The organism is Streptococcus sp. k-163 (assembly GCF_013277555.1).
Taxonomy (GTDB): domain Bacteria; phylum Bacillota; class Bacilli; order Lactobacillales; family Streptococcaceae; genus Streptococcus.
In genome coordinates this window covers 30,602-54,013 of the sequence record NZ_VMND01000021.1, presented here as the reverse complement: position 1 = coordinate 54,013, position 23,412 = coordinate 30,602, and the positions used below count along the sequence as shown (strand labels likewise).

At 41.9% G+C, this 23,412-nt stretch carries 20 protein-coding genes; 18 read left to right on the top strand and 2 right to left on the bottom strand.

What is annotated here, in order from left to right; translation table 11 throughout:
- The 10 genes from HT731_RS08360 to whiA form a co-directional block, all read left to right on the top strand.
- A partial coding sequence (locus tag HT731_RS08360) for a ZmpA/ZmpB/ZmpC family metallo-endopeptidase (RefSeq protein WP_173278502.1) occupies nucleotides 1–4,845 on the top strand: 4,845 nt, incomplete at its 5' end.
- A gap of 859 nt (nucleotides 4,846–5,704) precedes the next feature.
- A complete protein-coding gene (locus HT731_RS08355) occupies nucleotides 5,705–6,223 on the top strand; it encodes a Dps family protein (protein ID WP_004248156.1) in 519 nt (172 codons plus the stop codon).
- 129 nt (nucleotides 6,224–6,352) lie between these two features.
- Nucleotides 6,353–6,859, top strand: coding sequence for a dihydrofolate reductase (locus HT731_RS08350; RefSeq protein WP_001035150.1), 507 nt, complete (start codon nucleotides 6,353–6,355; stop codon nucleotides 6,857–6,859).
- Entirely contained in the window at nucleotides 6,859–7,029 is a 171-nt protein-coding gene (locus tag HT731_RS08345) for a hypothetical protein (RefSeq protein WP_000442261.1), read from the top strand. Before HT731_RS08350 ends, HT731_RS08345 begins: the two co-directional genes overlap by 1 nt.
- A gap of 36 nt (nucleotides 7,030–7,065) precedes the next feature.
- Nucleotides 7,066–8,298, top strand: a complete 1,233-nt coding sequence (gene clpX / locus HT731_RS08340) for an ATP-dependent Clp protease ATP-binding subunit ClpX (protein WP_025169664.1) — start codon at nucleotides 7,066–7,068, stop codon at nucleotides 8,296–8,298.
- Between the two features lie 8 nt (nucleotides 8,299–8,306).
- Nucleotides 8,307–8,894 (top strand): ribosome biogenesis GTP-binding protein YihA/YsxC, encoded by a 588-nt coding sequence (yihA, locus tag HT731_RS08335; protein WP_061759430.1) that lies wholly within the window; start codon nucleotides 8,307–8,309, stop codon nucleotides 8,892–8,894.
- Between the two features lie 9 nt (nucleotides 8,895–8,903).
- Entirely contained in the window at nucleotides 8,904–9,284 is a 381-nt protein-coding gene (locus HT731_RS08330; RefSeq protein WP_001140420.1) for a RidA family protein, read from the top strand.
- Between the two features lie 51 nt (nucleotides 9,285–9,335).
- On the top strand, nucleotides 9,336–10,226 hold the full coding sequence (gene rapZ, locus HT731_RS08325) for an RNase adapter RapZ (RefSeq protein ID WP_061759429.1): 891 nt from the start codon (nucleotides 9,336–9,338) through the stop codon (nucleotides 10,224–10,226).
- Nucleotides 10,223–11,200: a YvcK family protein gene (locus tag HT731_RS08320; protein ID WP_061759428.1), complete on the top strand. Its 978-nt coding sequence runs from the start codon at nucleotides 10,223–10,225 to the stop codon at nucleotides 11,198–11,200. The genes rapZ and HT731_RS08320 overlap by 4 nt, the downstream gene beginning before the upstream one ends.
- Nucleotides 11,197–12,108, top strand: coding sequence for a DNA-binding protein WhiA (gene whiA, locus HT731_RS08315; protein WP_173278500.1), 912 nt, complete (start codon nucleotides 11,197–11,199; stop codon nucleotides 12,106–12,108). Before HT731_RS08320 ends, whiA begins: the two co-directional genes overlap by 4 nt.
- A 497-nt stretch (nucleotides 12,109–12,605) precedes the next feature.
- Here whiA and HT731_RS08310 read toward each other — a convergent pair whose 3' ends face one another.
- Nucleotides 12,606–13,574, bottom strand: a complete 969-nt coding sequence (locus HT731_RS08310) for an NAD(P)/FAD-dependent oxidoreductase (RefSeq protein WP_173278498.1) — start codon at nucleotides 13,572–13,574, stop codon at nucleotides 12,606–12,608.
- A gap of 291 nt (nucleotides 13,575–13,865) precedes the next feature.
- Here HT731_RS08310 and cdaA point away from each other — a divergent pair, with 291 nt between their 5' ends.
- The 8 genes from cdaA (at nucleotide 13,866) to HT731_RS08270 (ending at nucleotide 22,159) form a co-directional block, all read left to right on the top strand.
- Nucleotides 13,866–14,723: a diadenylate cyclase CdaA gene (cdaA, locus tag HT731_RS08305; RefSeq protein ID WP_205380597.1), complete on the top strand. Its 858-nt coding sequence runs from the start codon at nucleotides 13,866–13,868 to the stop codon at nucleotides 14,721–14,723.
- Nucleotides 14,710–15,489 (top strand): CdaR family protein, encoded by a 780-nt coding sequence (locus tag HT731_RS08300; RefSeq protein WP_173278495.1) that lies wholly within the window; start codon nucleotides 14,710–14,712, stop codon nucleotides 15,487–15,489. Before cdaA ends, HT731_RS08300 begins: the two co-directional genes overlap by 14 nt.
- Nucleotides 15,490–15,513: 24 nt before the next feature.
- Entirely contained in the window at nucleotides 15,514–16,866 is a 1,353-nt protein-coding gene (glmM, locus tag HT731_RS08295) for a phosphoglucosamine mutase (RefSeq protein WP_173278493.1), read from the top strand.
- A 73-nt stretch (nucleotides 16,867–16,939) separates the two neighbouring features.
- Nucleotides 16,940–17,314: a DUF1149 family protein gene (locus HT731_RS08290; RefSeq protein ID WP_001050079.1), complete on the top strand. Its 375-nt coding sequence runs from the start codon at nucleotides 16,940–16,942 to the stop codon at nucleotides 17,312–17,314.
- Nucleotide 17,315: 1 nt separating this feature from the next.
- Nucleotides 17,316–18,164: a DegV family protein gene (locus HT731_RS08285; RefSeq protein ID WP_173278491.1), complete on the top strand. Its 849-nt coding sequence runs from the start codon at nucleotides 17,316–17,318 to the stop codon at nucleotides 18,162–18,164.
- 163 nt (nucleotides 18,165–18,327) lie between these two features.
- Nucleotides 18,328–19,095 (top strand): 4-hydroxy-tetrahydrodipicolinate reductase, encoded by a 768-nt coding sequence (gene dapB / locus HT731_RS08280; RefSeq protein WP_173278489.1) that lies wholly within the window; start codon nucleotides 18,328–18,330, stop codon nucleotides 19,093–19,095.
- The gene (locus HT731_RS08275; protein WP_345889944.1) at nucleotides 19,092–20,291 is read left to right on the top strand and encodes a CCA tRNA nucleotidyltransferase; all 1,200 of its coding nucleotides are present in this window, start codon (nucleotides 19,092–19,094) and stop codon (nucleotides 20,289–20,291) included. Before dapB ends, HT731_RS08275 begins: the two co-directional genes overlap by 4 nt.
- A complete protein-coding gene (locus tag HT731_RS08270) occupies nucleotides 20,288–22,159 on the top strand; it encodes an ABC-F family ATP-binding cassette domain-containing protein (RefSeq protein WP_173278487.1) in 1,872 nt (623 codons plus the stop codon). Before HT731_RS08275 ends, HT731_RS08270 begins: the two co-directional genes overlap by 4 nt.
- Before the next feature lie 36 nt (nucleotides 22,160–22,195).
- Here the strand turns inward: HT731_RS08270 and mntE are convergent, their stop codons facing one another.
- Nucleotides 22,196–23,380, bottom strand: a complete 1,185-nt coding sequence (gene mntE, locus HT731_RS08265; RefSeq protein WP_173278485.1) for a CDF family manganese efflux transporter MntE — start codon at nucleotides 23,378–23,380, stop codon at nucleotides 22,196–22,198.
- Nucleotides 23,381–23,412: the final 32 nt, after the last annotated feature.

Sequence of the window (23,412 nt, the reverse complement as noted above, 5' to 3'; positions counted from 1 at the left end):
ACTCCAGTTCACGAAGTTCCTGAGTTGAAGTTTAGTATAAATGACATTATAAAAATAGAAAAGATAGATTTTTCTATCGTCGAGCTATATACAGATGAGATTACAGAAGGCAGTCGTAACATTGTAACCCCGGGAGTTCAAGGAGAGCGTACGATTAAGACACGTATCTACAGCTCTAATGGTCAGGAAATTGACCGACAAGAGTTGTCAAATGAGGAGACCTTATCCCCAGTTACCCAGGTTGTTAAAGTTGGTACAGCTAAGCCGACTATGGTTCCGAATGATGCACCGACAGCAGATTCTTTAGAAGAGTTCGACTTAATTACACTGCATAATTTATTGACAGAAGCAGCTCAGATTAAAGCAGAGGCACGTTATTTCAATGATAATCAAAGTCATCAATCTAACTATGATTCTGCATTGATGGCAGGTCAGGCGATTCTTACTCAATCCCAAGCCAGTCAAGCAGAAATCAATCAACTGGTGGAACAAATCAAACAGGCTAAGGCGCAATTGAGTGGTCTTGAGGTTGTCAAAACTGCTCTTCAGACTGAGTACGATTTAAATGTCACTGTTAAAACTTCTGCTAAATATAAGAATGCTGATTTGGATAAGAAGACAGCTTATACAGACCAATTAGCCAAGTCAGAAATAGTTCTGAATAGTCAAACGGCCACACAAGTACAAGTCAATCAAGCTCTTACTAGTCTGCAAGCCGCCAAAGAAGCACTTAATGGAGTGTCAAAAGTCAAGCCAATAATTTCGATTTTAAGCCTGACTGAAAATGCAGATGATAAGTCTGTTACGATCCAATATAGCTTGAAAGACCAAACAAAATCCTTCCGTTCAGCCACTGCAGAATTATATCAGGGGGATAAGCTTGTTCGTACTCTTCCAATCACTAATTTCGATGACAGTCTAAAGATTGGAGAGTTGGATTACTACACAGCTTATACTTTGAAAACCAAGCTGACATATGAGTTGGACAATGGTAGTGTCACTGAATTTGAAACAGACAGTCGTGAATTTGAACTCGAATATAAGAAGATCTCTTTCCGAGATGTTGATTCAGTTGAGTTTTACAGTAAAGATAATGACCAATACAAGCGACTGGTATCAATGAGTTCCATGCCTAAAGATTTGTCAAACTACTTTGTCAAAGTCAAATCAAGTGAAGCTAAGGAAATGCTTCTCCCAGTTCACAGTATTTCTGAAATCCAAAAAGACGGAAAAGATGTATACAGGGTAACAGTCTCGTTGCCTGAGTTGGTTCAAGAAGGTGAGACAGGCTATAAGTCTGGCTACGACTTCTATATCAGTAAGGCAGTTCCTAGTCAGCAAAATGTTTACACTAGCTTCGCTGGATTGATAGATGCTATGAAGAAAAATATGGCTAGTAATTATGTTTTGGGAGCTGATTTGGATGCCAGTGAGGTTAGTCTGGCACCTGCGGATTATGTTTATCTTAGAGGGAACTTCACAGGTAGTCTGACTGGCAATCATAATGGTAAGCAGTATGCCATCTATAATCTAGCTAAGCCTTTGTTCGAAAACCTCAAGAGTGGTTCTTCTATTTCCGGTATGGATTTGAAGGATGTCAATATTGTGGGTAGCTATGACTCTGCTGCCTTAGCTCGGAGTGCAGAAAATGCTCGAATTACAGACGTTTCTGTCCAAGGTAAAGTATCGGTGATAGGCAATGCTTCTAATGTGGCGGGGTTGGTAGTTAATGCAACAAACACACAAATTTCTAACAGTTCCTTCACTGGTGTCATCCAGGCAAACGAGAAACAGGGCAAAGAATATAATGTTGGTGGTTTGGTTGCTAATCTTAAGGGAGGAGATTCCTTGCTCAGTCAAAGCAGAGCAGATGTGACCATCTTAGCAGGCGCTAGAGCCAACAACCAACGATTCGGCGGTTTGGTCGGTCGTTTGGAGAACAATGCCCGTATCAGCCGTTCTTATGTAACTGGAAAGATTCAAAATACTACTAAGAATGGTCAGATTGGCGGTATCGTAGGGTCCAATTACTTTAATGGTTTGGTTGACAATGTGATCAGTAATATTAGTGGTACGAATGTTTATAGTATTTCTGGAGATCAAGCCTACAATAATGATCGTATTACAGAAGCTTATGCCGTTGAAGGAAATCAAACGCTGGAAAATGACAAGTTTGTCACTTCAACACTGACTCTGAACGAGGCAGAAGAGAAGCTAGCTAGTTTAGATATTACGACAAATCTAGAAGACACGAATCTTAACCTCTATTCTGTTAACTATGCCCAAGAGAAGAATGCTCGAGAAGATCGTCTGATAGCTTATTCTAATATGGAAAAACTCCTTCCGTTCTACAACAAGGAGACAATCATTGCTTATGGAAATAAACTTCCAGATTATCATAAGCTCAATACAGAATATTTGTTAGATGTTGTTCCAATGAAAGGTGACCAGATTATCACTGATATCAATAGTAATAAGGCATCTATTGACCGTTTGATGTTACACTTCGAGGATAATACAGTTGATTACCTGAATCTGACTTATAAAGGAGAGTTTAAGAACCAAGCAATTGCAGAATACACTGTAAATGGCTTAGATCTTCTTTATACACCTGAAGCTTTCTTATCAGACTATAGCAGAGTTCTGAATCAAGTACTGCCAGAGTTGAATAAGGTAGTTCTTGACTCACCAGCCATGCGAACTGTTTTAGGTGTAAATGCTGACACTTCCTTGGATGATCTTTATCTTGATACATCCTTTGAACAAGTCAAGACCAAGCTCTCAGAAGAGTTACGCAAAGTTCTGGCTATGGATACGTCAATCAATACTGAAGGCAATGTTGTTGCTGACTATGTAGCTCAGAAGATTAAAGATAATAAGGAAGCCTTCTTACTTGGTCTTACCTATCTTAACCGTTGGTATAATATTAATTATGATAATATTAATGTCAAAGACTTATCTGCTTATAAGTTTGATTTCTTTGGAAATCATAGTGCTTCAACAATAGATACCATTATTTCATTAGGTCAGTCAGGAATGAATAATCTTAAAGCAAAGAACAATCATTTAGCTTATGATAGTTCTCTCTCTGAAGCGACTGGTAAGCGTGGACTTTTCAATTATTTAGAAAATTACCGTCAGCTCTTCTTACCATACAAGACCAATAATGAATGGCTCAAGACCAATACAAAAGCTTATATCGTAGAGTCTAAGTCGGATGTGGCAGAGGCTAGACAGCTTCAGGATGCAGCTGTGGGCAAGAGCAAGTACTCTGTAGGTGTTTATGACAAGATTACCGCCGATAATTGGGAATACAAGGGCATGCTTCTGCCACTCTTGACCATGACGGAGAAGGGTGTCTATGCTATCTCTAATATGTCCACTATTTCTATGGGGGCTTATGATCGCTATCGTCTTGATGCTAATAACAGGGTCCGCACAGATGCAGAACTAGTTGAATATGTCGAAGACCGTGTTAGAAAGTCTGCTGAATGGCAACGTGATCACTATGATTTCTGGTATAAGATTCTCAGTCCAGAAAGCAAGGACAAACTTTTCCGTTCAGTTCTGGTTTACGATGGATTCTCATTGGTTGACAAGAATGGTCAAAAATATTGGGCTCCAGCTAATGATAAGAAATCGTTAGCTATGCAGGAGTTCTTTGGACCAGCAGGCAAGTGGTATCCAAGCAAGGGCTATAATGCCTATGCTACAGGAAATGTAACCCACTTTGACGCTGCTCGTTTATTGGAAGACTATGGTAACTCTGTTTATACGCATGAAATGACCCATAACTCTGACGGCGGCATCTACTTTGAGGGCAATGGTCGTCGTGAAGGTCTGGGAGCTGAACTCTATGCTCGAGGACTCTTGCAATCTACTCCAACCCCTGACGAACCAACTATTACTCTTAATACCCTCTTCAAGGTGGATAAAGATTCTAAGACACGGATGCATACCTATAATTTCAAAGAGCGTGTTCAAAACGCAGCAGACTTGCAACACTATGTTCATGGTATGTTTGATATGATCTATACACTCGATTACTTAGAAGGTACTTCTATGCTTAAGCAGAGTGATGATGCTAAGCTTCAGTGGTTCAGAAAGATGGAAAATTACTACATTACAGATAAGTATGGTAAGGAAACCCATGCTGGTAACCAGACACGAACCTTCACTGCAGAGGAAATTAAGCAGCTAACTAGTTTCTACTCTTTGATTGAGAATGATGTGATTACGCGTCGAGAGAACAGGGATAGTGGTAAATATGGACGGAATGGCTACCTCAGTCTTAGCCTCTTCTCACCAATCTACTCAGCCTTGAGCAATCCTAAAGGAGCTCCAGGGGATGTTATGTTCCGACGTACGGCTTATGAGTTACTGGCTGCCAAGGGATATCATGAAGGATTTGTTCCTTATGCTTCTGGTAAGTACTCTAAGGAAGCCTTTGATGAAGGTAAGAAAACGTGGGACGGATGGTCTGGAAGGGATGTAGGTCTAGTGACAGACCAAAAAGTTTTGGAAAATGTATTTAAGGGCGAATATGACTCTTGGGTAGCTTTCAAGAAGGCCATGTATAAGGAACGAATTGATCAGCTGACAAAGCTTAAGCCAATCACTATTGAGTACGAACTTAGAAATCCAAATAGTACTAAGAAAGTAACTATTCGTTCTTACGCACAGATGCAGAAACTGATGGATGAAGCAGTAGCAGAGGATGTAGGTAACATTACCAATGCTACCAGCCGCGTTGATGCTAGCTGGGTCAACCTGCTCAAGAAGAAGATATATAATGCTTATCTTCGTGAGACAGATGATTTCAGACAGTCTATATTTCAGAAATAAGGAATCTTATGTTTCTTCAATTAAATTTTATGGTAGTTTTCTCAGTTTTTAAGTGATGAGTATCTGATATTTATCGAGACTGTGATGGATAAGAGCGCCATGGAATGACTGATGAGAAAAAGCATTAGCTAAAAAGTTTCCTAAAAATGAAATCTCTAGAAGAAAACAGTTTTTTATCAAGTGAACGATGAAATAAAAAAAGATTAAGTAACGGCCTTGTTCCTCATTTCAAGAGGGGCAAGGTCGTTCTTGTGTTGTTTAACACTTTGTTAGTATTCGTTTCCTGAGTCAATACTCTCCAAAAATCTTTTCAAACCACGTTAACGTCGCCTTGACGTGTGTATGGTTACTGGCTTCGTCAGTTCTATCCACAACCTCAAAACAGTGTTTTGAGCTGACTACGTCAGTTTTATCTGCAACCTCAAAGATGTACTTTGAGCAGCCTTCGGCTAGTTTCCTAGTTTACTCTTTGATTTTCGATTTTCGTTGAGTATAAGATGCTGATCAAGATGATAATGTCGTAGTTGAAGACACTTCCCCTACTTTTAAGTTTCTATAAAATAAAAATAGATTTTTTGTTGACAGTCTATTTAAGAAATATCGTAGTTCAATAATAGACTGTACAATTTAATAATTCTTATTCAGTTTGCTAGAAGTTTGTATGTTCTTTTTCTTTTCTTTATTAAAGTAAATAGACATGAAATTGACTCTAATATTCTCTAAAAAATTCTTAAATTATCAGTCTATTGCAACTTTTCTCATGTGGGTCATTTGACTTGCTATTGGTTTTTCTTAGTGGTATACTAAGATAGTAATCATTAAGAAGTGGTTGCAAAAAATAATGAACGAGGTAAAGAAAATGGTAGAATTGAAAAAAGAAGCAGTAAAAGATGTAGCATCATTAACAAAAACAGCGCCAGTAGCATTGGCAAAAACAAAGGAAGTATTGAACCAAGCTGTTGCTGATTTATACGTGGCCCACGTGGCTTTGCACCAAGTACACTGGTACATGCGTGGTCGTGGATTTCTTGTATGGCATCCAAAAATGGATGAGTACATGGATGCTCTTGATGGTCATTTAGATGAAATCAGCGAACGATTGATTACACTCGGAGGTAGCCCATTCTCTACATTGACAGAGTTCCTTCAAAACAGTGAAATCGAAGAAGAAGTTGGAGAGTTCCGCAATGTAGAAGAAAGTTTGGAACGTGTCCTTGAAATTTATCGTTACCTCATCACGCTTTTCCAAGAAGCTTTGGATGTGACAGATAAAGAAGGCGATGATGTAACCAATGATATCTTTGTTGGAGCTAAGGCTGACCTTGAAAAAACAGTCTGGATGCTTGCGGCAGAATTAGGACAAGCACCTGGTTTGTAAGAAACAATAGAAAATATATAAATCTGTAGGAAATTTCTTACAGATTTTTTCTATTCTGTAAGCTATTCCAAACCAGTCTTTTTTTGAGTTTTTTGATAAAATAGTACTATCAGTGAAAAGGATGGAAGCATGAATAAGAAAATCGTAGCTATTTGGGCCCAGGATGAAGAGGGTGTGATTGGTAAGGACAATCGTCTGCCATGGTATTTGCCAGCAGAACTGCAACACTTCAAAGAAACAACTCTTAATCATGCTATCTTGATGGGGCGTGTGACCTTTGATGGAATGGGGCGTCGCTTGCTTCCAAAACGGGAGACACTGATTTTGACTCGTAATTTTGCAGAAAAGATAGACGGGGTTGCTACTTTTCAGGATGTCCGGTCTGTTCTCGACTGGTATCAGAGTCAAGAAAAGAATCTCTATATTATCGGTGGGAAGCAAATTTTTCAGGCTTTTGAACCCTACCTTGACGAAGTGATTGTGACTCAAATTCATGCTCGGGTGGAGGGAGATACCTATTTCCCTGAAGAGTTTGATCTGTCTCTTTTTGAGACAGTTTCAAGCAAATTTTATAGCAAAGATGAGAAAAATCCTTATGATTTTACCATCCAATACCGCAAGAGAAAGGAAGTCTAATGGAACGTAGTATATTTGGTTTTTTCACAGCCATGCTGTGTTTGGTCTGCTTGCTTGCAGGAGCACAGGCTTTTCGTAAAAAGCGTTATGGACTTTCTGTCCTGCTCTGGTTAAATGCCTTTACCAATTTGGTCAATAGTGTTCATGCCTTTTACATGACCTTATTTTAGATAGAATGATAGTATAGAATAGAACGGAAGGAAATCATGCCTACAACTAGGAATAATGATATGATGGTTTATTGCTCATTTTGTGGCAAAAGCCAAGAAGAAGTACAAAAAATAATCGCAGGCAACAACGCCTTTATCTGTAATGAATGTGTGGAGTTGGCCCAGGAAATCATTCGGGAGGAGTTGGCTGAGGAAGTCTTGGCAGACTTGTCAGAAGTTCCAAAACCAATCGAACTTCTCCATATCTTGAACCACTATGTAATCGGTCAAGATCGTGCCAAGCGTGCCTTGGCAGTGGCGGTTTACAACCACTACAAACGCATCAATTTCCACGATACGCGTGAAGAGTCAGAAGATGTGGATTTGCAGAAGTCAAACATCTTGATGATTGGCCCAACTGGTTCAGGAAAAACTTTCCTTGCTCAGACCTTGGCTAAGAGCTTGAATGTGCCTTTTGCAATCGCAGATGCGACAGCTCTTACTGAGGCTGGTTATGTGGGTGAGGACGTGGAAAATATCCTCCTCAAACTCTTGCAGGCTGCTGACTTTAACATTGAACGTGCAGAGCGTGGCATTATCTATGTGGATGAAATTGACAAGATTGCCAAAAAGAGTGAAAATGTGTCTATCACACGTGATGTTTCTGGTGAAGGGGTGCAACAAGCTCTTCTCAAGATTATCGAGGGAACAGTTGCAAGTGTGCCACCTCAAGGTGGACGCAAGCATCCGCAACAAGAGATGATTCAAGTTGATACGAAAAATATCCTCTTCATCGTGGGTGGTGCCTTTGATGGTATTGAAGAAATCGTCAAACAACGTCTGGGTGAAAAGGTTATCGGTTTTGGTCAAAATAACAAGGCGATTGATGAAAATAGCTCTTACATGCAAGAAATCATCGCAGAAGATATTCAAAAATTCGGTATTATCCCTGAGTTGATTGGACGCTTGCCTGTCTTTGCAGCTCTTGAGCAATTGACGGTTGATGACTTGGTTCGCATCTTGAAAGAACCAAGAAATGCCTTGGTGAAACAATACCAAACCTTGCTTTCTTATGATGATGTCGAGTTGGAATTTGACGATGAAGCCCTTCAGGAAATTGCCAATAAGGCCATCGAACGGAAGACTGGGGCGCGTGGTCTTCGCTCGATCATCGAAGAAACCATGCTGGACGTTATGTTTGAAGTACCGAGTCAGGAAAATGTGAAATTGGTCCGAATCACTAAAGAAGCTGTCGATGGAACGGATAAACCAATCCTAGAAACAGCCTAGAGGTGACTATGGAACTGAATACACACAATGCTGAAATCTTGCTCAGTGCGGCGAATAAATCCCACTATCCGCAGGATGAACTGCCAGAGATCGCTCTTGCAGGGCGTTCCAATGTTGGTAAATCCAGCTTTATCAATACCATGCTGAACCGTAAGAATCTGGCTCGTACATCAGGTAAACCTGGTAAAACCCAGCTTCTTAACTTCTTTAATATCGACGACAAGATGCGCTTTGTGGATGTGCCTGGTTATGGCTATGCCCGCGTTTCCAAAAAGGAACGTGAAAAGTGGGGGCGCATGATTGAGGAGTACTTAACCACTCGAGAAAATCTTCGAGCAGTGGTTAGTCTCGTTGACCTTCGTCATGATCCATCAGCAGATGATGTGCAGATGTACGAATTTCTCAAGTACTATGAGATTCCGGTCATCATCGTTGCGACCAAGGCGGACAAGATTCCTCGTGGTAAATGGAACAAGCACGAATCAGCAATCAAAAAGAAATTAAACTTTGACCCAAGTGACGACTTTATCCTCTTTTCATCTGTCAGCAAGGCAGGGATGGATGAGACTTGGGATGCAATCTTAGAAAAATTGTGAGGAAAAGAAATGGCAAAAACAATTCATACAGACAAAGCTCCAAAGGCTATCGGGCCTTATGTTCAAGGAAAAATCGTTGGCAATCTTTTGTTTGCTAGTGGTCAAGTTCCCTTATCTCCTGAAACTGGGGAAATCGTTGGAGAAACGATCCAAGAACAGACAGAACAAGTCTTGAAAAACATCGGTGCTATTTTAGCAGAAGCAGGAACTGACTTTGACCATGTTGTCAAAACAACTTGTTTCTTGAGCGATATGAACGACTTTGTTCCTTTTAACGAGGTTTACCAAACGGCCTTTAAAGAGGAATTTCCAGCTCGTTCAGCTGTGGAGGTAGCTCGTCTTCCTCGTGATGTAAAAGTCGAAATCGAAGTCATCGCAGAGATTGGATAAGCTAGTTGAAGTTTGGTGTTGCCAAACTTCTTTTGATATAAGGAGAAAAAGATGACAAAGAAACAACTTCACTTGGTGATTGTGACAGGAATGAGTGGGGCAGGCAAAACTGTTGCCATTCAGTCTTTTGAGGACCTGGGATATTTCACTATTGATAATATGCCACCAGCTCTCTTGCCTAAGTTTTTGCAGTTGGTGGAAACAAAGGAAGACGACCATAAGTTGGCTTTGGTAGTAGATATGCGTAGCCGTTCTTTCTTCTCAGAGATTCAAGCTGTTTTGGATGAGTTGGAAAACAAGGAAGAACTAGACTTTAAAATTCTCTTTTTGGATGCAGCTGATAAAGAATTGGTTGCTCGTTACAAGGAAACTAGACGAAGCCACCCTCTAGCTGCAGATGGACGGATTTTGGATGGAATCAAGCTGGAACGTGAACTCTTAGCGCCTTTGAAAAATATGAGCCAAAATGTGGTGGATACGACTGAACTTACTCCGCGTGAGTTGCGTAAAACCATTGCAGAGCAGTTTTCAGACCAAGAACAAGCCCAGTCTTTCCGTATCGAGGTCATGTCTTTTGGCTTTAAATATGGAATCCCGATTGATGCAGACTTGGTCTTTGATGTCCGTTTCTTGCCAAATCCCTACTACCTACCAGAACTGCGTAATCAAACGGGTGTGGATGAACCAGTTTATGACTATGTTATGAATCATCCTGAGTCAGAAGATTTTTATAAGCATTTATTGGCCTTGATTGAGCCGATTTTGCCAAGTTACCAAAAGGAAGGGAAGTCCGTTTTGACCATTGCCATGGGTTGTACGGGTGGACAACACCGTAGTGTGGCTTTTGCCAAACGCTTGGCGCAGGACTTATCCAAGACTTGGTCTGTTAATGAAGGGCATCGCGACAAAGACCGAAGAAAGGAAACGGTAAACCGTTCATGAGAAAACCAAAGATAACGGTGATTGGTGGAGGGACTGGGATCCCCGTCATTCTTAAAAGTCTGCGTGAAAAAGATGTGGAAATCGCTGCTATTGTAACGGTGGCAGATGATGGTGGTTCATCAGGTGAACTCCGAAAAAATATGCAACAATTGACACCGCCAGGTGATCTTCGTAATGTCCTGGTAGCCATGTCAGATATGCCTAAGTTTTATGAGAAAGTCTTTCAGTATCGCTTTTCTGAGAATGCGGGAGCCTTTGCTGGCCATCCATTGGGTAATCTCATCATTGCTGGTCTGTCAGAAATGCAGGGTTCGACCTATAATGCCATGCAGTTATTGAGCAAATTTTTCCATACAACAGGGAAGATTTATCCTTCCAGTGACCATCCTTTGACCCTGCACGCAGTCTTTCAGGATGGGACAGAGGTGGCTGGAGAGAGCCATATTGCAGACCATCCAGACATGATTGACCATGTCTATGTAACCAATACCCTCAACGATGATACGCCTCTGGCCAGCCGTCGAGTAGTGCAGACCATTCTTGAAAGTGACATGATTGTCCTTGGACCTGGTTCCCTCTTTACCTCGATTTTACCTAATATCGTTATTAAGGAAATCGGGCAGGCGCTTTTGGAAACCAAGGCAGAAATCGCCTATGTCTGCAATATCATGACCCAACGTGGGGAGACAGAACATTTTACAGATAGCGACCACGTGGGAGTCTTGCATCGTCACCTTGGCCGACCTTTTATCGACACTGTCTTGGTGAATATCGAAAAAGTGCCTCAGGAATACATGAATTCCAACCGGTTTGATGAATACTTGGTGCAGGTGGAACATGATTTTTCTGGTCTTTGCAAACAGGTCCCTCGTGTGATTTCATCCAACTTCCTTCGTTTGGAAAATGGGGGTGCCTTTCACGATGGGGATTTGCTTGTGGACGAATTGATGCGGATTATACAGGTGAGAAAATGAGTTTTACAGTAGCAGTAAAAGAAGAAATCCTAGGTCAGCACCATCTGAGCCGGCATGAATTATCAGCTATTATCAAAATGTCTGGTAGCATCGGTCTCTCGACCTCGGGCCTGACCTTGTCTGTCGTGACAGAAAATGCCAAACTGGCTCGTCACCTCTATGAGTCCTTTCTCCATTTCTATGAAATCAAATCGGAAATTCGCCACCACCAACGGAGCAATCTTCGCAAGAATCGGGTCTATACCGTTTTTACAGATGAAAAGGTGCAGGACCTGCTGAGTGATTTGCACTTGGCAGACTCCTTTTTTGGTCTGGAAACAGGTATTGATGGGGCGATTTTATCAGACGAGGAAGCAGGCCGTGCCTATCTTTGTGGTGCCTTCTTAGCAAATGGGAGCATTCGTGACCCTGAGTCAGGCAAGTACCAGTTGGAAATCAGTTCTGTTTATTTGGACCACGCGCAAGGGATTGCCTCCCTTCTACAGCAATTTTTACTGGATGCCAAGGTGCTTGAGCGCAAGAAGGGAGCTGTGACCTATCTCCAGCGAGCTGAAGACATTATGGACTTCTTGATAGTAATCGGAGCTATGCAGGCGCGTGACGATTTTGAGCGAGTTAAGATTTTGCGAGAAACTCGTAACGATCTCAATCGAGCTAATAATGCCGAGACAGCCAATATTGCTCGAACAGTTTCTGCCAGCATGAAGACCATCAACAATATCAGTAAAATCAAAGATATCATGGGCTTAGAAAATCTGCCAGTAGATTTGCAGGAGGTAGCGCAGTTGCGGATTCAACACCCAGACTATTCTATTCAGCAGTTAGCAGATAGCCTCAGCACCCCTCTGAGCAAAAGTGGTGTCAACCACAGACTTAGAAAAATCAATAAGATAGCGGAAGAATTATAACGATATAAAGCAACCCCTTGAATTATCAGTGTGATTGGCTGATTCTATTTTTCTAATGGCCTGATATCGCTAACTTACAAAATATCAACCTGTTTCTTGACAACTAAATAGAGTATGTGAGATAATAAAGGGGAATTGAGAAGTTCTAGCATTTTAGTGCTAACAGAAATCCCCTCGGTACTGCAATACCGAGGGGATTTTTTCATGGTTAGATAGCACTAACCATGAAGGTTACTTGTCGAAGTAATCGTCTAACCAACGAGTCACCAGCCATGAGATAATACTCTCGATGACTGCGATAAGTACTATTTTGAGAAGTTCTAGCATCTGTAATACCTCCTTTTCCAAGGCGTATTGTTAGTGCCGTTCCTATTATATCACATGTTTTATCAGTTTGATAAGCATTTTTATTTTTGCTAAAAAAGGGAAAGATATGAGCTAACAAGATTGTAGATGAACTATAAAACCACGAATCCTATGTGACTCGTGGTTCTTTTTTATAAACTAGTAGAGTGTTTTGGTTGTACTTTTTGCTCAGGGTCGATGTAGTTGATAGCATTATTGACAGCAGTTGGAGCTTCTCCGAGACCTGTCGCAATCAAGTCAATTTTTCCGTCATAGTAGCAGCAGTCACCGATAGCATAGATACCTGCTTGGCTAGATTCTTGTTTGCTGTTGACAATAATCTTGTGACGATTGAGGTCGAGACCCCAGTTTTTAAGGTTACCGACAGAAGATTTGAAGCCATAGTTGACAAAGAGGTAGTCTAGGTCAATCGTTTCTGTTTCATCAGATTTGACTTTTGTGATTTCAAGTTTATCGAGCGTTTTTCCATCTCCAAGTAGTTGGCTAGGGACGAATGGTGTCTTGATGGTTACAGATGATTCTTGCAAGGCTTGGACACTATGTTCCAAGGCACGAAAATTATCTCTGCGGTGGACAAGGGTAGTTGGTGCAATTTTCTCAAAAGCCAGAGCCCAATCCACAGCTGAGTCTCCCCCACCAAGAATCGTCACTTTCTTACCAGCATATTGCTGAATGTTGGAAACGTGGTAGTGGATATTTTCATAGCCCTCAACGCCTTCTAGTTCCAACGGACGTGGTTTAAAGGCACCGCCACCCATAGCGATGATAACTGTTTTAGTCAGGTGACTACCTTTAGAAGTTGTAATGGCAAATCCTTCTTCTTGTTTTTCAATCTCAAGAACCGTTTCATTGAGATGAATAGGGGTATCAAAGCCGTTTAGTTGTTCAATCAAGCGGTTGGTCAACTCTTCGCCAGTCAAATTTGGGAAACCTGGTACGTCTAGGATTTCCTTTTCAGGGTAGAGAATAGCAGGTTGTCCACCTAGTTGTGGAAGAGAGTCGATGATTTGAACCTTGGCTTGGCGTAGGTGGGCATAGAAGGCTGCAAAAAGCCCGACGGGACCACCACCTACAATGGTAATATCATAGAGTTGAGACATGGTTTCTCCTTTGTTTTTTCTAGTCATACTTTTCGAAAATCAAATTCAAACCACGTCAGCGTCGCCTTACCGTAGCTATGGTTACTGACTTCGTCAGTTCTATCCACAACCTCAAAACACTGTTTTGAGCAACCTGCGGCTAGCTTCCTAGTTTGCTCTTTGATTTTCATTGAGTATCAGTTTATTTTATCATATTTTTTCTTTAATTTAAAATGAAGTAGGATAGGGAAAAAAATGCCAGAAAAATGGTATAATAGAAAGGAACGTGTTTGGACAGAGAGGAGACAGCAGATGAACTTTCAACAATTATCCAACTTGCAATATTGGACTAGCTTGTTTTCTAGTCCTTGGAGTATTGCCATCAATCTGTTTGATATTTTGATTGTGACCTATGTTTTGTATCGTTTTACAAAAGCGATAGCTGGGACCAAGATTATGATTTTGGTGCGGGGGGTCTTGATTTTTGTATTAGCCCAGGTTGTGGCCAATATCCTTGGTTTAACCACGATTTCTTGGTTGATTAATCAGATTATCACTTATGGAGTCATTGCTGTGGTTGTTATCTTCTCTCCAGAAATTCGAACTGGTTTGGAACGCTTGGGAAGGGCGATAGATTTCTTTTCTACTACTCAAATAAGTGCAGAAGAGCAAATGATTCGTGCCTTTGTCAAGTCAGTTGAATACATGAGTCCTCGTAAGATAGGTGCTCTGGTTGCCATTCAACGGGTTCGAACCTTGCAAGAATATATTGCGACAGGAATTCCCTTGGATGCCAAAATTTCGGCAGAACTCCTCATCAATATTTTTATTCCCAACACTCCTCTACATGATGGTGCTGTGATTATCAGAGGAAATCGGATTGCAGTCACCTCTGCCTATCTGCCTTTGACAGAAAGTACAGGGATTTCCAAGGAATTTGGGACCAGACACCGGGCGGCTATCGGTTTATCAGAAGTGTCTGATGCCTTGACCTTCATTGTCTCAGAGGAAACAGGTGGTATTTCTATTACCTACAACGGGGTCTTCAAGCATGATTTGACGATTGAAGAATTTGAAGCAGAGCTACGAACAATTCTTTTGCCAGCTGTTGAGGAAAAAGCCAGTTTCAAGGACCGTTTGCTAGGAGGTTGGAAATATGAGAAAAAATAGTCTATATATCATTTCATCTCTCTTTTTTGCTTGTGTCTTATTCATTTATGCAACGTCGACCAACTTTCAAAATAGTAATACCACAAGGCAGGTCAAATCGGAGACCTACACCAATACGATAGCAAATGTTCCCATCGATATTCACTATGATAATGGCCAGTATTTCATTAGCGGATTTGCATCAGAAGTTTCAGTTGTGTTGACAGGTGCCAATCGTGTGACCTTGGCCAGTGAAATGCAGGAAAGTACTCGTAAGTTTAAGGTGACAGCGGATTTGACAGATGCTAGTATTGGAACGATTGAAGTTCCTTTGAACATTGAAAATCTTCCTAGTGGATTGACCGCTGTGGCAACGCCTCAAAAGATTACAGTGAAAGTTGGGAAGAAGGTTAAGCGAGATGGAATGATTGTTGTGCCACAAGTTGACCAAAGCCAGATTGATCCCAAGCTACAACTTGATAGTGTAACTGTGTCAAATGAACGAGTTTCGGTCACAACTGACCAGGAAACATTAGCTAAGATTGATAAAGTTATTGCGCTTTTACCAACCAGCGAACGGATTACAGGTAATTACAGTGGTTCGGTACCTTTGCAGGCAATCGACCGCAATGGTGTTGTCTTACCAGTAGTTATCACTCCGTTTGACACAACCATGAAGGTCACTACAAAGCCTGTGGCACCAAGTTCAAGCACATCAAATTCAAGTACAAGTAGTTCATCGGAGACATCTTCGTCAACGAAAACAACTAGTTCAAAAACGAATTAAAAATAGGAAAAGGATTTTATAAAAATGGGTAAATATTTTGGGACTGATGGAGTCCGTGGAGAAGCTAATGTAGAACTAACACCAGAATTGGCCTTTAAACTAGGACGTTTTGGAGGCTATGTTCTTAGTCAACATGAAACGGAAGCACCGAAAGTCTTTGTAGGACGTGACACACGTATTTCAGGGGAAATGCTAGAATCAGCCTTGGTGGCAGGTCTCCTTTCAGTAGGGATTCACGTTTATAAACTCGGTGTTCTTGCGACGCCAGCAGTAGCTTACTTGGTCAAAACAGAGGGAGCAAGTGCAGGTGTCATGATTTCTGCTAGTCATAATCCAGCCCTTGATAATGGAATCAAGTTCTTTGGTGGGGATGGCTTCAAACTAGATGACGAAAAAGAAGCAGAAATTGAAGCCTTGCTAGATGCTGAGGAAGACACTCTTCCTCGTCCAAGTGCAGAAGGCTTGGGAACCTTGGTAGATTATCCAGAAGGTTTGCGTAAGTATGAAGGATACCTTGTTTCAACTGGAACTCCTCTTGAAGGAATGAAGGTTGCCTTGGACACAGCCAATGGTGCAGCATCTACAAGTGCCCGTCAAATCTTTGCAGACCTTGGAGCTCAATTGACTATTATAGGGGAAACACCAGACGGTCTTAACATCAACCTTAATGTCGGTTCAACACACCCAGAAGCCCTTCAAGAAGTGGTCAAAGAAAGCGGGTCAGCTATCGGTTTGGCCTTTGATGGAGACAGTGACCGCTTGATTGCTGTTGATGAAAATGGCGACATCGTCGATGGTGACAAGATTATGTTCATTATCGGGAAATACCTTTCTGAAAAAGGACAATTGGCCCAAAATACAATTGTGACAACCGTGATGTCTAACCTTGGTTTCCACAAGGCCTTGGACCGCGAAGGTATTAATAAGGCAGTTACTGCAGTCGGCGACCGCTACGTTGTTGAAGAAATGAGAAAATCAGGCTACAATCTTGGTGGTGAACAGTCTGGTCACGTCATCTTGATGGATTACAATACAACTGGTGATGGTCAATTATCAGCTGTCCAATTGACAAAAATCATGAAGGAAACTGGTAAGAGCTTGTCAGAGTTGGCAGCAGAAGTAACCATCTATCCACAAAAATTAGTCAATATCCGAGTGGAAAATGCCATGAAGGAAAAGGCTATGGAAGTGCCAGCTATCAAAGCTATTATCGAGCAGATGGAAGCTGAAATGGCAGGGAATGGCCGTATCCTTGTTCGTCCAAGTGGAACAGAGCCCCTCTTACGTGTTATGGCAGAAGCGCCTACAACAGAAGAAGTGGACTACTATGTTGATACCATCGCTGACGTAGTGCGAGCTGAAATCGGGATTGACTAAATCCGAGAAAACTAGATGAAAATAAAAAATTATGGTACAATAGCTTATAATATTGTAGCCGAGGGAGAAAGACATGAATCTTAAACGTGAACAAGAATTTGTTAGTCAGTATCATTTTGATGCGCGTAATTTTGAATGGGAAAATGAAAATGGAGCTCCTGAAACTAAGGTGGATGTGAACTTCCAATTGATTCAACATGACCAAGAAAATCAAGTGACTTCCTTGATTGTCATCTTGAGCTTTATGATTGTATTTGATAAATTTGTCATTAGTGGAACCATTTCACAAGTGAACCATATCGATGGTCGTATTGTTAACGAGCCAAGTGAATTGAACCAAGAAGAGGTGGAAACTTTGGCTCGTCCATGTTTGAACATGCTCAACCGTTTGACTTACGAAGTAACTGAAATTGCATTAGACTTACCAGGAATCAATTTGGAGTTCTAATATGAAACTAGCTGTTATCACAGATTCCTCTGCTTATCTCAGTGCAGAGACCTTGCAAAGAGAAGATTTATTTGTCTTGGATATTCCTGTCAATATTGATGGTGAGGAGTATGTCGAAGGCATCAATCTGACTGCTGAGGAATTTTACCAAAAAATGGCTCAGGCTTCTGAATTGCCTAAGACTAGTCAACCAAGTATTGCTAAGTTAGATGAAATATTAACTTCGCTCAAAGAACAAGGCTATACCCATGCCTTGGGGCTTTTCCTATCTTCTGGAATTTCAGGTTTTTACCAAAATATCCAGTATATGATAGATGAATATGAGGGCTTAACCATTGCTTTTCCAGACACTTTGATTACAAGTGCTCCTCTGGGTATCATGGTTGAAAGCGTCTTTAATTGGCGTGACCAGGGCGATGATTTTGCCAGCATTCAGGATAAGCTAGCCATTCAAATTAGCCGTACGTCAGCCTTTATCATGGTAGATGATTTGGATCATTTGGTTAAAGGTGGACGCCTTTCAAATGGGGCTGCCATTTTGGGCAATTTGCTTAGCATTAAGCCAATCCTTTATTTCAACGACCAAGGTGTGATTGAGGTTTACGAAAAAGTTCGTACTGAAAAGAAAGCAACCAAGCGCTTAATTGAGATTATCAAGGAAACAACAGCTTCAGGCCAATACCGTATCATTGTCATTCACGGGAATGCTCCCGAAAAGGCTGAGGAATTGCGTCAACACTTGCTTGAATCTGGAGTGGGTACGGATATTTCACTAGCTACATTTGGTAGTGTCATTGGGACACACCTAGGATCAGGAAGCATTGCTCTGGGTTATATTCCAGTGATTTAGTTGGCACTTCTAGACTAGTTAAGATGGCTTGTATCTTAGCAATTGAACACGGACTACCTGCCTCTTGAAAAAAGATGCCTGTCTTGCCTTTCGTGGAAAGTCAGCGCCATTCCCTATTTTTCATGGGCAGCTAAGGTCCTTTGTATCTTAGACAGGAGTAGAGATGAGTATTCGAGTAATTATTGCTGGTTTTAAGGGAAAGATGGGCCAAGCTGCTTGTCAGATGGTCTTGGCTGATCCAGACTTGGACTTGGTAGCAGTTTTGGATCCTTTTGAGTCTGAGTCAGAATGGCAGGGTATTCCTGTTTTCAAGGATAAGGCTGATTTAGCAGGTTTTGAAGCAGATGTCTGGGTAGATTTTACTACTCCAACTGTTGCCTACGAAAATACACGTTTTGCTCTTGAAAATGGCTTTGCTCCAGTAGTTGGAACAACAGGTTTCACAAGTGAAGAAATTGCAGAGCTAAAAGCATTTTCTCGTGCTCAAGATTTGGGTGGCTTGATCGCCCCTAACTTTGCCTTGGGTGCTGTCTTACTTATGCAGTTTGCGACGCAGGCTGCCAAATATTTCCCAAATGTGGAGATTATCGAGCTCCATCATGACAAGAAAAAGGATTCTCCGAGTGGAACAGCCATTAAAACAGCTGAGCTGATGGCAGAGGTTCGAGAGTCTATCCAGCAAGGTGCGCCTGATGAGGAAGAATTGATTGCAGGTGCCCGTGGTGCTGACTTTGATGGCATGCGGATTCACTCAGTTCGTTTACCAGGCTTGGTAGCCCATCAGGAAGTCATCTTTGGCAATCAGGGAGAAGGATTGACCCTCCGTCATGACTCCTATGATCGCAGCTCCTTCATGACAGGGGTGAATTTGGGAATTAAAGAAGTTGTCAAGCGTCATGAGCTTGTCTATGGATTAGAACACTTATTATGAGATTAACGCAAATGCCTTCTGAATTTCAGAAGGCTTTACCAGTATTAGAAAAAATTAAAGAAGCAGGTTTTGAGGCCTATTTTGTTGGGGGTTCTGTTCGAGATGCCCTTCTCAATCGTCCCATCCACGATGTGGATATTGCGACTTCTTCCTATCCAGAGGAGACCAAGCAGATTTTTCCGCGAACAGCCGATATCGGAATCGAGCATGGAACCGTCTTGGTTTTAGATGGGGATGAGGAGTATGAGGTAACCACCTTTCGGACAGAAGATGTCTATGTGGACTATCGCAGACCCAGTGCGGTTTCCTTTGTTCGTTCGCTAGAAGAAGACCTCAAACGCCGTGATTTCACAGTCAACGCCTTTGCCTTGGACGAGACAGGGGAAATCATTGACTTGTTCCATGGTTTAGAAGATTTGGAAAAGCAAGTTTTGCGAGCAGTTGGAGTGGCTAGTGAGCGTTTCAACGAAGATGCTTTGCGTATTATGCGTGGCTTCCGTTTTCAGGCCAGTCTTGGCTTCGAACTTGAGCCAGAAACCTTTAAAGCTATGAAGACCTTGACGCCACTTTTGGAGAAAATTTCTGTAGAACGTACTTTTGTTGAGTTTGATAAACTCTTGTTGGCTCCATTTTGGAGAAGGGGCTTGGCTTCCATGATTGAGAGTCAAGCTTATGACTATCTCCCTGATATGGCATCTAGCCAAGACAAGCTCAACAGACTGTTTGATTTGGAGGCTAATTTCACCTTTGAATCTTCAGAGCAAGCCTGGGCGGCTCTACTGTGGGCTTTGGAGATTGAAAATGCGCAGCCCTTTTTGAAGGCTTGGAAGACCTCACGTCAGTTTGCCAAGCAGGTACAGGATTTACTGACTATTTTGGTCTTGCGTGAAAAGGGAGAATTGAGCAAGCGCGATTGTTATCGCTTTGACTTGGCTTTGCTTTTACAAGCTGAAAATCTTCGTCAGGCTCAAGGAAAAGAAGTTAACCCGCAAGCCATCACAGAAACCTACCAGAGCTTGACCATTCATGACAAGAAAGAAATTCAGATTAATGGTGGTATTTTGATCAAGGAATATGGCTATCAACCAGGTCCAGATTTGGGAGAGATTTTAACAGAGATTGAATATGCCATTGTCGATGGAGAATTGGAAAATGACCGTCAAGCCATCCATGCTTATCTGAGGGAGAAAAAATGAGTGATTTTATCGTTGAAAAACTAACTAAATCCGTCGGTGACAAGACTGTTTTTAAGGATATTTCCTTTATCATCCATGACCTAGACAGAATCGGTTTGATTGGTGTCAATGGAACGGGCAAGACTACCCTTTTGGATGTCCTTTCTGGTGTTTCTGGCTTTGATGGGGATGTCAGTCCTTTTTCAGCTAAAAATGATTACCAGATTGGTTATTTGACTCAGGATCCTGATTTTGATGATAACAAGACGGTCTTGGATACAGTCCTATCCAGCGACCTCAAGGAAATCCAACTCATTCGTGAGTATGAACTCCTCATGCTCAACTATAGTGAGGACAAGCAGGCGCGTTTGGAACGTGTCATGGCAGAAATGGACTCTCTCCAAGCTTGGGAAATTGAGAGTCAGGTCAAGACGGTTCTTAGCAAGCTAGGTATTCAGGATTTATCTATTCCAGTTGGAGAATTGTCAGGTGGTCTAAGAAGACGGGTTCAGTTGGCGCAAGTTTTACTTGGCAACCACGACCTCTTGCTTCTAGACGAGCCGACCAACCATCTGGACATTGCGACTATTGAGTGGCTGACCCTCTTTTTGAAAAATTCCAAGAAAACCGTCCTTTTTATCACCCACGATCGTTATTTCTTGGACGCTTTGTCAACACGGATTTTCGAGTTGGACCGAGCTGGCTTGACCGAATATCAGGGGAATTATCAGGACTATGTTCGCCTAAAGGCGGAACAGGATGAGCGCGATGCAGCTCTTCACCACAAAAAGGAACAACTCTATAAGCAAGAATTGGCATGGATGCGCAGGCAACCGCAGGCGCGTGCTACCAAGCAGCAGGCTCGTATCAATCGTTTCCATGACCTGAAGAAAGAAGTTTCAGGTGGTGCTGCGGAGACAGACTTGACCATGAACTTTGAAACCAGTCGGATCGGGAAGAAAGTCATCGAGTTTCAGGATGTTTCCTTCGCCTATGAAAATAAGCCCATTTTGCAAGATTTTAATCTTTTGGTGCAGGCTAAAGATCGTATTGGAATCGTTGGGGACAACGGTGTTGGAAAATCAACCCTGCTCAACTTGATTGCAGGAAGTCTTGAGCCAACTCAAGGACAAGTTGTGATTGGGGAAACTGTTCGCATCGCCTATTTCTCTCAGCAAATTGAGGGCTTGGATGAAAGCAAGCGTGTTATCAATTACTTGCAGGAAGTAGCAGAAGAGGTCAAGACCAGCGGTGGTTCTACGACTTCTATTGCAGAATTACTGGAGCAGTTTCTTTTCCCACGTTCGACGCATGGAACCTTGATTGAGAAGTTGTCTGGCGGCGAGAAAAAACGTCTTTATCTCCTCAAATTGCTCTTGGAAAAACCAAATGTTCTTCTCTTGGACGAGCCAACCAATGATCTGGATATTGCAACCTTGACAGTTTTGGAGAATTTCTTGCAAGGATTTGCGGGTCCTGTTTTGACAGTTAGCCATGACCGCTATTTCTTGGATAAGGTAGCGACTAAGATTCTGGCTTTTGAAGATGGCAAGATTCGTCCTTTCTTTGGTCATTACACGGACTATCTTGATGAAAAAGCCTTTGAAGCAGATATGGCCAATCAAGTGCAAAAGTCCGAAAAGGAGAAAGTCGTCAAAGTCAGAGAAGACAAGAAACGCATGACCTACCAAGAAAAGCAGGAGTGGGCAAGTATTGAAGGTGATATTGAAGCCTTGGAAAATCGTATCGCTGCTATTGAAGAGGAGATGCAGGCCAACGGCTCTGACTTTGGTAAGCTGGCTACTCTCCAAAAAGAATTGGATGAGAAAAACGAAGCACTCCTTGAAAAATACGAACGCTATGAATACCTAAGTGAATTTGATGGCTAGAAGAATAGAAAAATCCCGTCTCATGACAGGATTTCTCTATTCTTTTTTAGTTTCTTGATGAAAGATATTTTGCCAAGTTTCGTGGCGGCGCCAGATACTGGTGTGGATGATACCATCTAACTCATAGCTGATGAGTTTTGTTTTCTGACTGATAGAAGTAATTTGTATATCCTTGATAGCAGAATTCAAGTCTTTTTCGGCTTTATAAGCCTCTTTATCCATCTGCTCTCCATTTTGGCGAATATAGACAAAATCATCAGCCAAGAGTTCTTCTAGTTGATTTCCTTGGTCAATCAATTGCTCACGCATAAGCAATTTTTTATAGACATTGTCTAAAATCTCATCCTCAGGGATAGGTGCTGGCTCGATATGGACATCGGTGTCAAAGACGCCAAAACGCTCCTCCAGCATAGACTCGACTTGATCCGCGATTTCATGACTCTCAAAAACAGATAAGTCAGGATTCATTTCTAGCGTAATATCAAGGTAAATGTTGCTACCGTAGGTGCGACCTCTTTGAGATTTAACCTTGCTAATTTTGGGAATTTCCATAATGGCCTTTTGATATTCCTCAAGCAGGCGGTCGTCGAAGCCATCTGAAAGGCTAAAGGAAGACTCGATGAAGATATCATAGGCAGTTTTCAAGATAAAGAAAGTGATGATGATAGCAACCAGTTTATCCACAATGGGATAATCGAAACTGCTAGCCAGGATGGCAATGGTAGTACCAAGTGAGGTAACAGCGTCAGAAAGATTGTCCTTGGCAGCAGCCTTCAGTGCCTTGGAGTTGGATTTCTTACTGAGGCGAGTATTGTAGAGATAAACTAGAAACATAATCGCTGCAGAAATGATTCCTAGGGTTGCACCCAGAGGATCAATGACCGTTTCTTCCCGGCTGAGAATCTTTTGAATGGTGTCCCTCAGCACATCAAAGCCAACATAAAACATGATGATGGAAGTGATCAAGCTAGCCAAATCTTCAATCTTCCAGTGGCCAAAACGGTGGTCTCGGTCAGCAGGCTGGCGCGCCATTCGAATACCAATCAAGAGGGCCACATTTCCAATGATGTCCGACACGTTGTTGAAACCATCGGCCACCAAACTGGATGAATGAAGGAGGTGACCAGTTGCCAATTTGGCTGCAGATAAGAGCAGGTAGGTCGAAATGCTGATAATGGCCCCACGCTCAGCTAACTTGAGATTTGAAATAGATTGCTTCATTCAACTTCCTTTCTAGTCACATAGCATTTTAC

Bases quoted from the DNA above. Each gene is read 5' to 3' on its own strand.
- HT731_RS08355 (WP_004248156.1), top strand. From the start codon at position 5,705: ATGGTAGAATTGAAAAAAGAAGCAGTAAAAGATGTAGCATCATTAACA.
- HT731_RS08350 (WP_001035150.1), top strand. From the start codon at position 6,353: ATGAATAAGAAAATCGTAGCTATTTGGGCCCAGGATGAAGAGGGTGTG.
- HT731_RS08345 (WP_000442261.1), top strand. From the start codon at position 6,859: ATGGAACGTAGTATATTTGGTTTTTTCACAGCCATGCTGTGTTTGGTC.
- clpX (WP_025169664.1), top strand. From the start codon at position 7,066: ATGCCTACAACTAGGAATAATGATATGATGGTTTATTGCTCATTTTGT.
- yihA (WP_061759430.1), top strand. From the start codon at position 8,307: ATGGAACTGAATACACACAATGCTGAAATCTTGCTCAGTGCGGCGAAT.
- HT731_RS08330 (WP_001140420.1), top strand. From the start codon at position 8,904: ATGGCAAAAACAATTCATACAGACAAAGCTCCAAAGGCTATCGGGCCT.
- rapZ (WP_061759429.1), top strand. From the start codon at position 9,336: ATGACAAAGAAACAACTTCACTTGGTGATTGTGACAGGAATGAGTGGG.
- HT731_RS08320 (WP_061759428.1), top strand. From the start codon at position 10,223: ATGAGAAAACCAAAGATAACGGTGATTGGTGGAGGGACTGGGATCCCC.
- whiA (WP_173278500.1), top strand. From the start codon at position 11,197: ATGAGTTTTACAGTAGCAGTAAAAGAAGAAATCCTAGGTCAGCACCAT.
- HT731_RS08310 (WP_173278498.1), bottom strand. From the start codon at position 13,574: ATGTCTCAACTCTATGATATTACCATTGTAGGTGGTGGTCCCGTCGGG.
- cdaA (WP_205380597.1), top strand. From the start codon at position 13,866: ATGAACTTTCAACAATTATCCAACTTGCAATATTGGACTAGCTTGTTT.
- HT731_RS08300 (WP_173278495.1), top strand. From the start codon at position 14,710: ATGAGAAAAAATAGTCTATATATCATTTCATCTCTCTTTTTTGCTTGT.
- glmM (WP_173278493.1), top strand. From the start codon at position 15,514: ATGGGTAAATATTTTGGGACTGATGGAGTCCGTGGAGAAGCTAATGTA.
- HT731_RS08290 (WP_001050079.1), top strand. From the start codon at position 16,940: ATGAATCTTAAACGTGAACAAGAATTTGTTAGTCAGTATCATTTTGAT.
- HT731_RS08285 (WP_173278491.1), top strand. From the start codon at position 17,316: ATGAAACTAGCTGTTATCACAGATTCCTCTGCTTATCTCAGTGCAGAG.
- dapB (WP_173278489.1), top strand. From the start codon at position 18,328: ATGAGTATTCGAGTAATTATTGCTGGTTTTAAGGGAAAGATGGGCCAA.
- HT731_RS08275 (WP_345889944.1), top strand. From the start codon at position 19,092: ATGAGATTAACGCAAATGCCTTCTGAATTTCAGAAGGCTTTACCAGTA.
- HT731_RS08270 (WP_173278487.1), top strand. From the start codon at position 20,288: ATGAGTGATTTTATCGTTGAAAAACTAACTAAATCCGTCGGTGACAAG.
- mntE (WP_173278485.1), bottom strand. From the start codon at position 23,380: ATGAAGCAATCTATTTCAAATCTCAAGTTAGCTGAGCGTGGGGCCATT.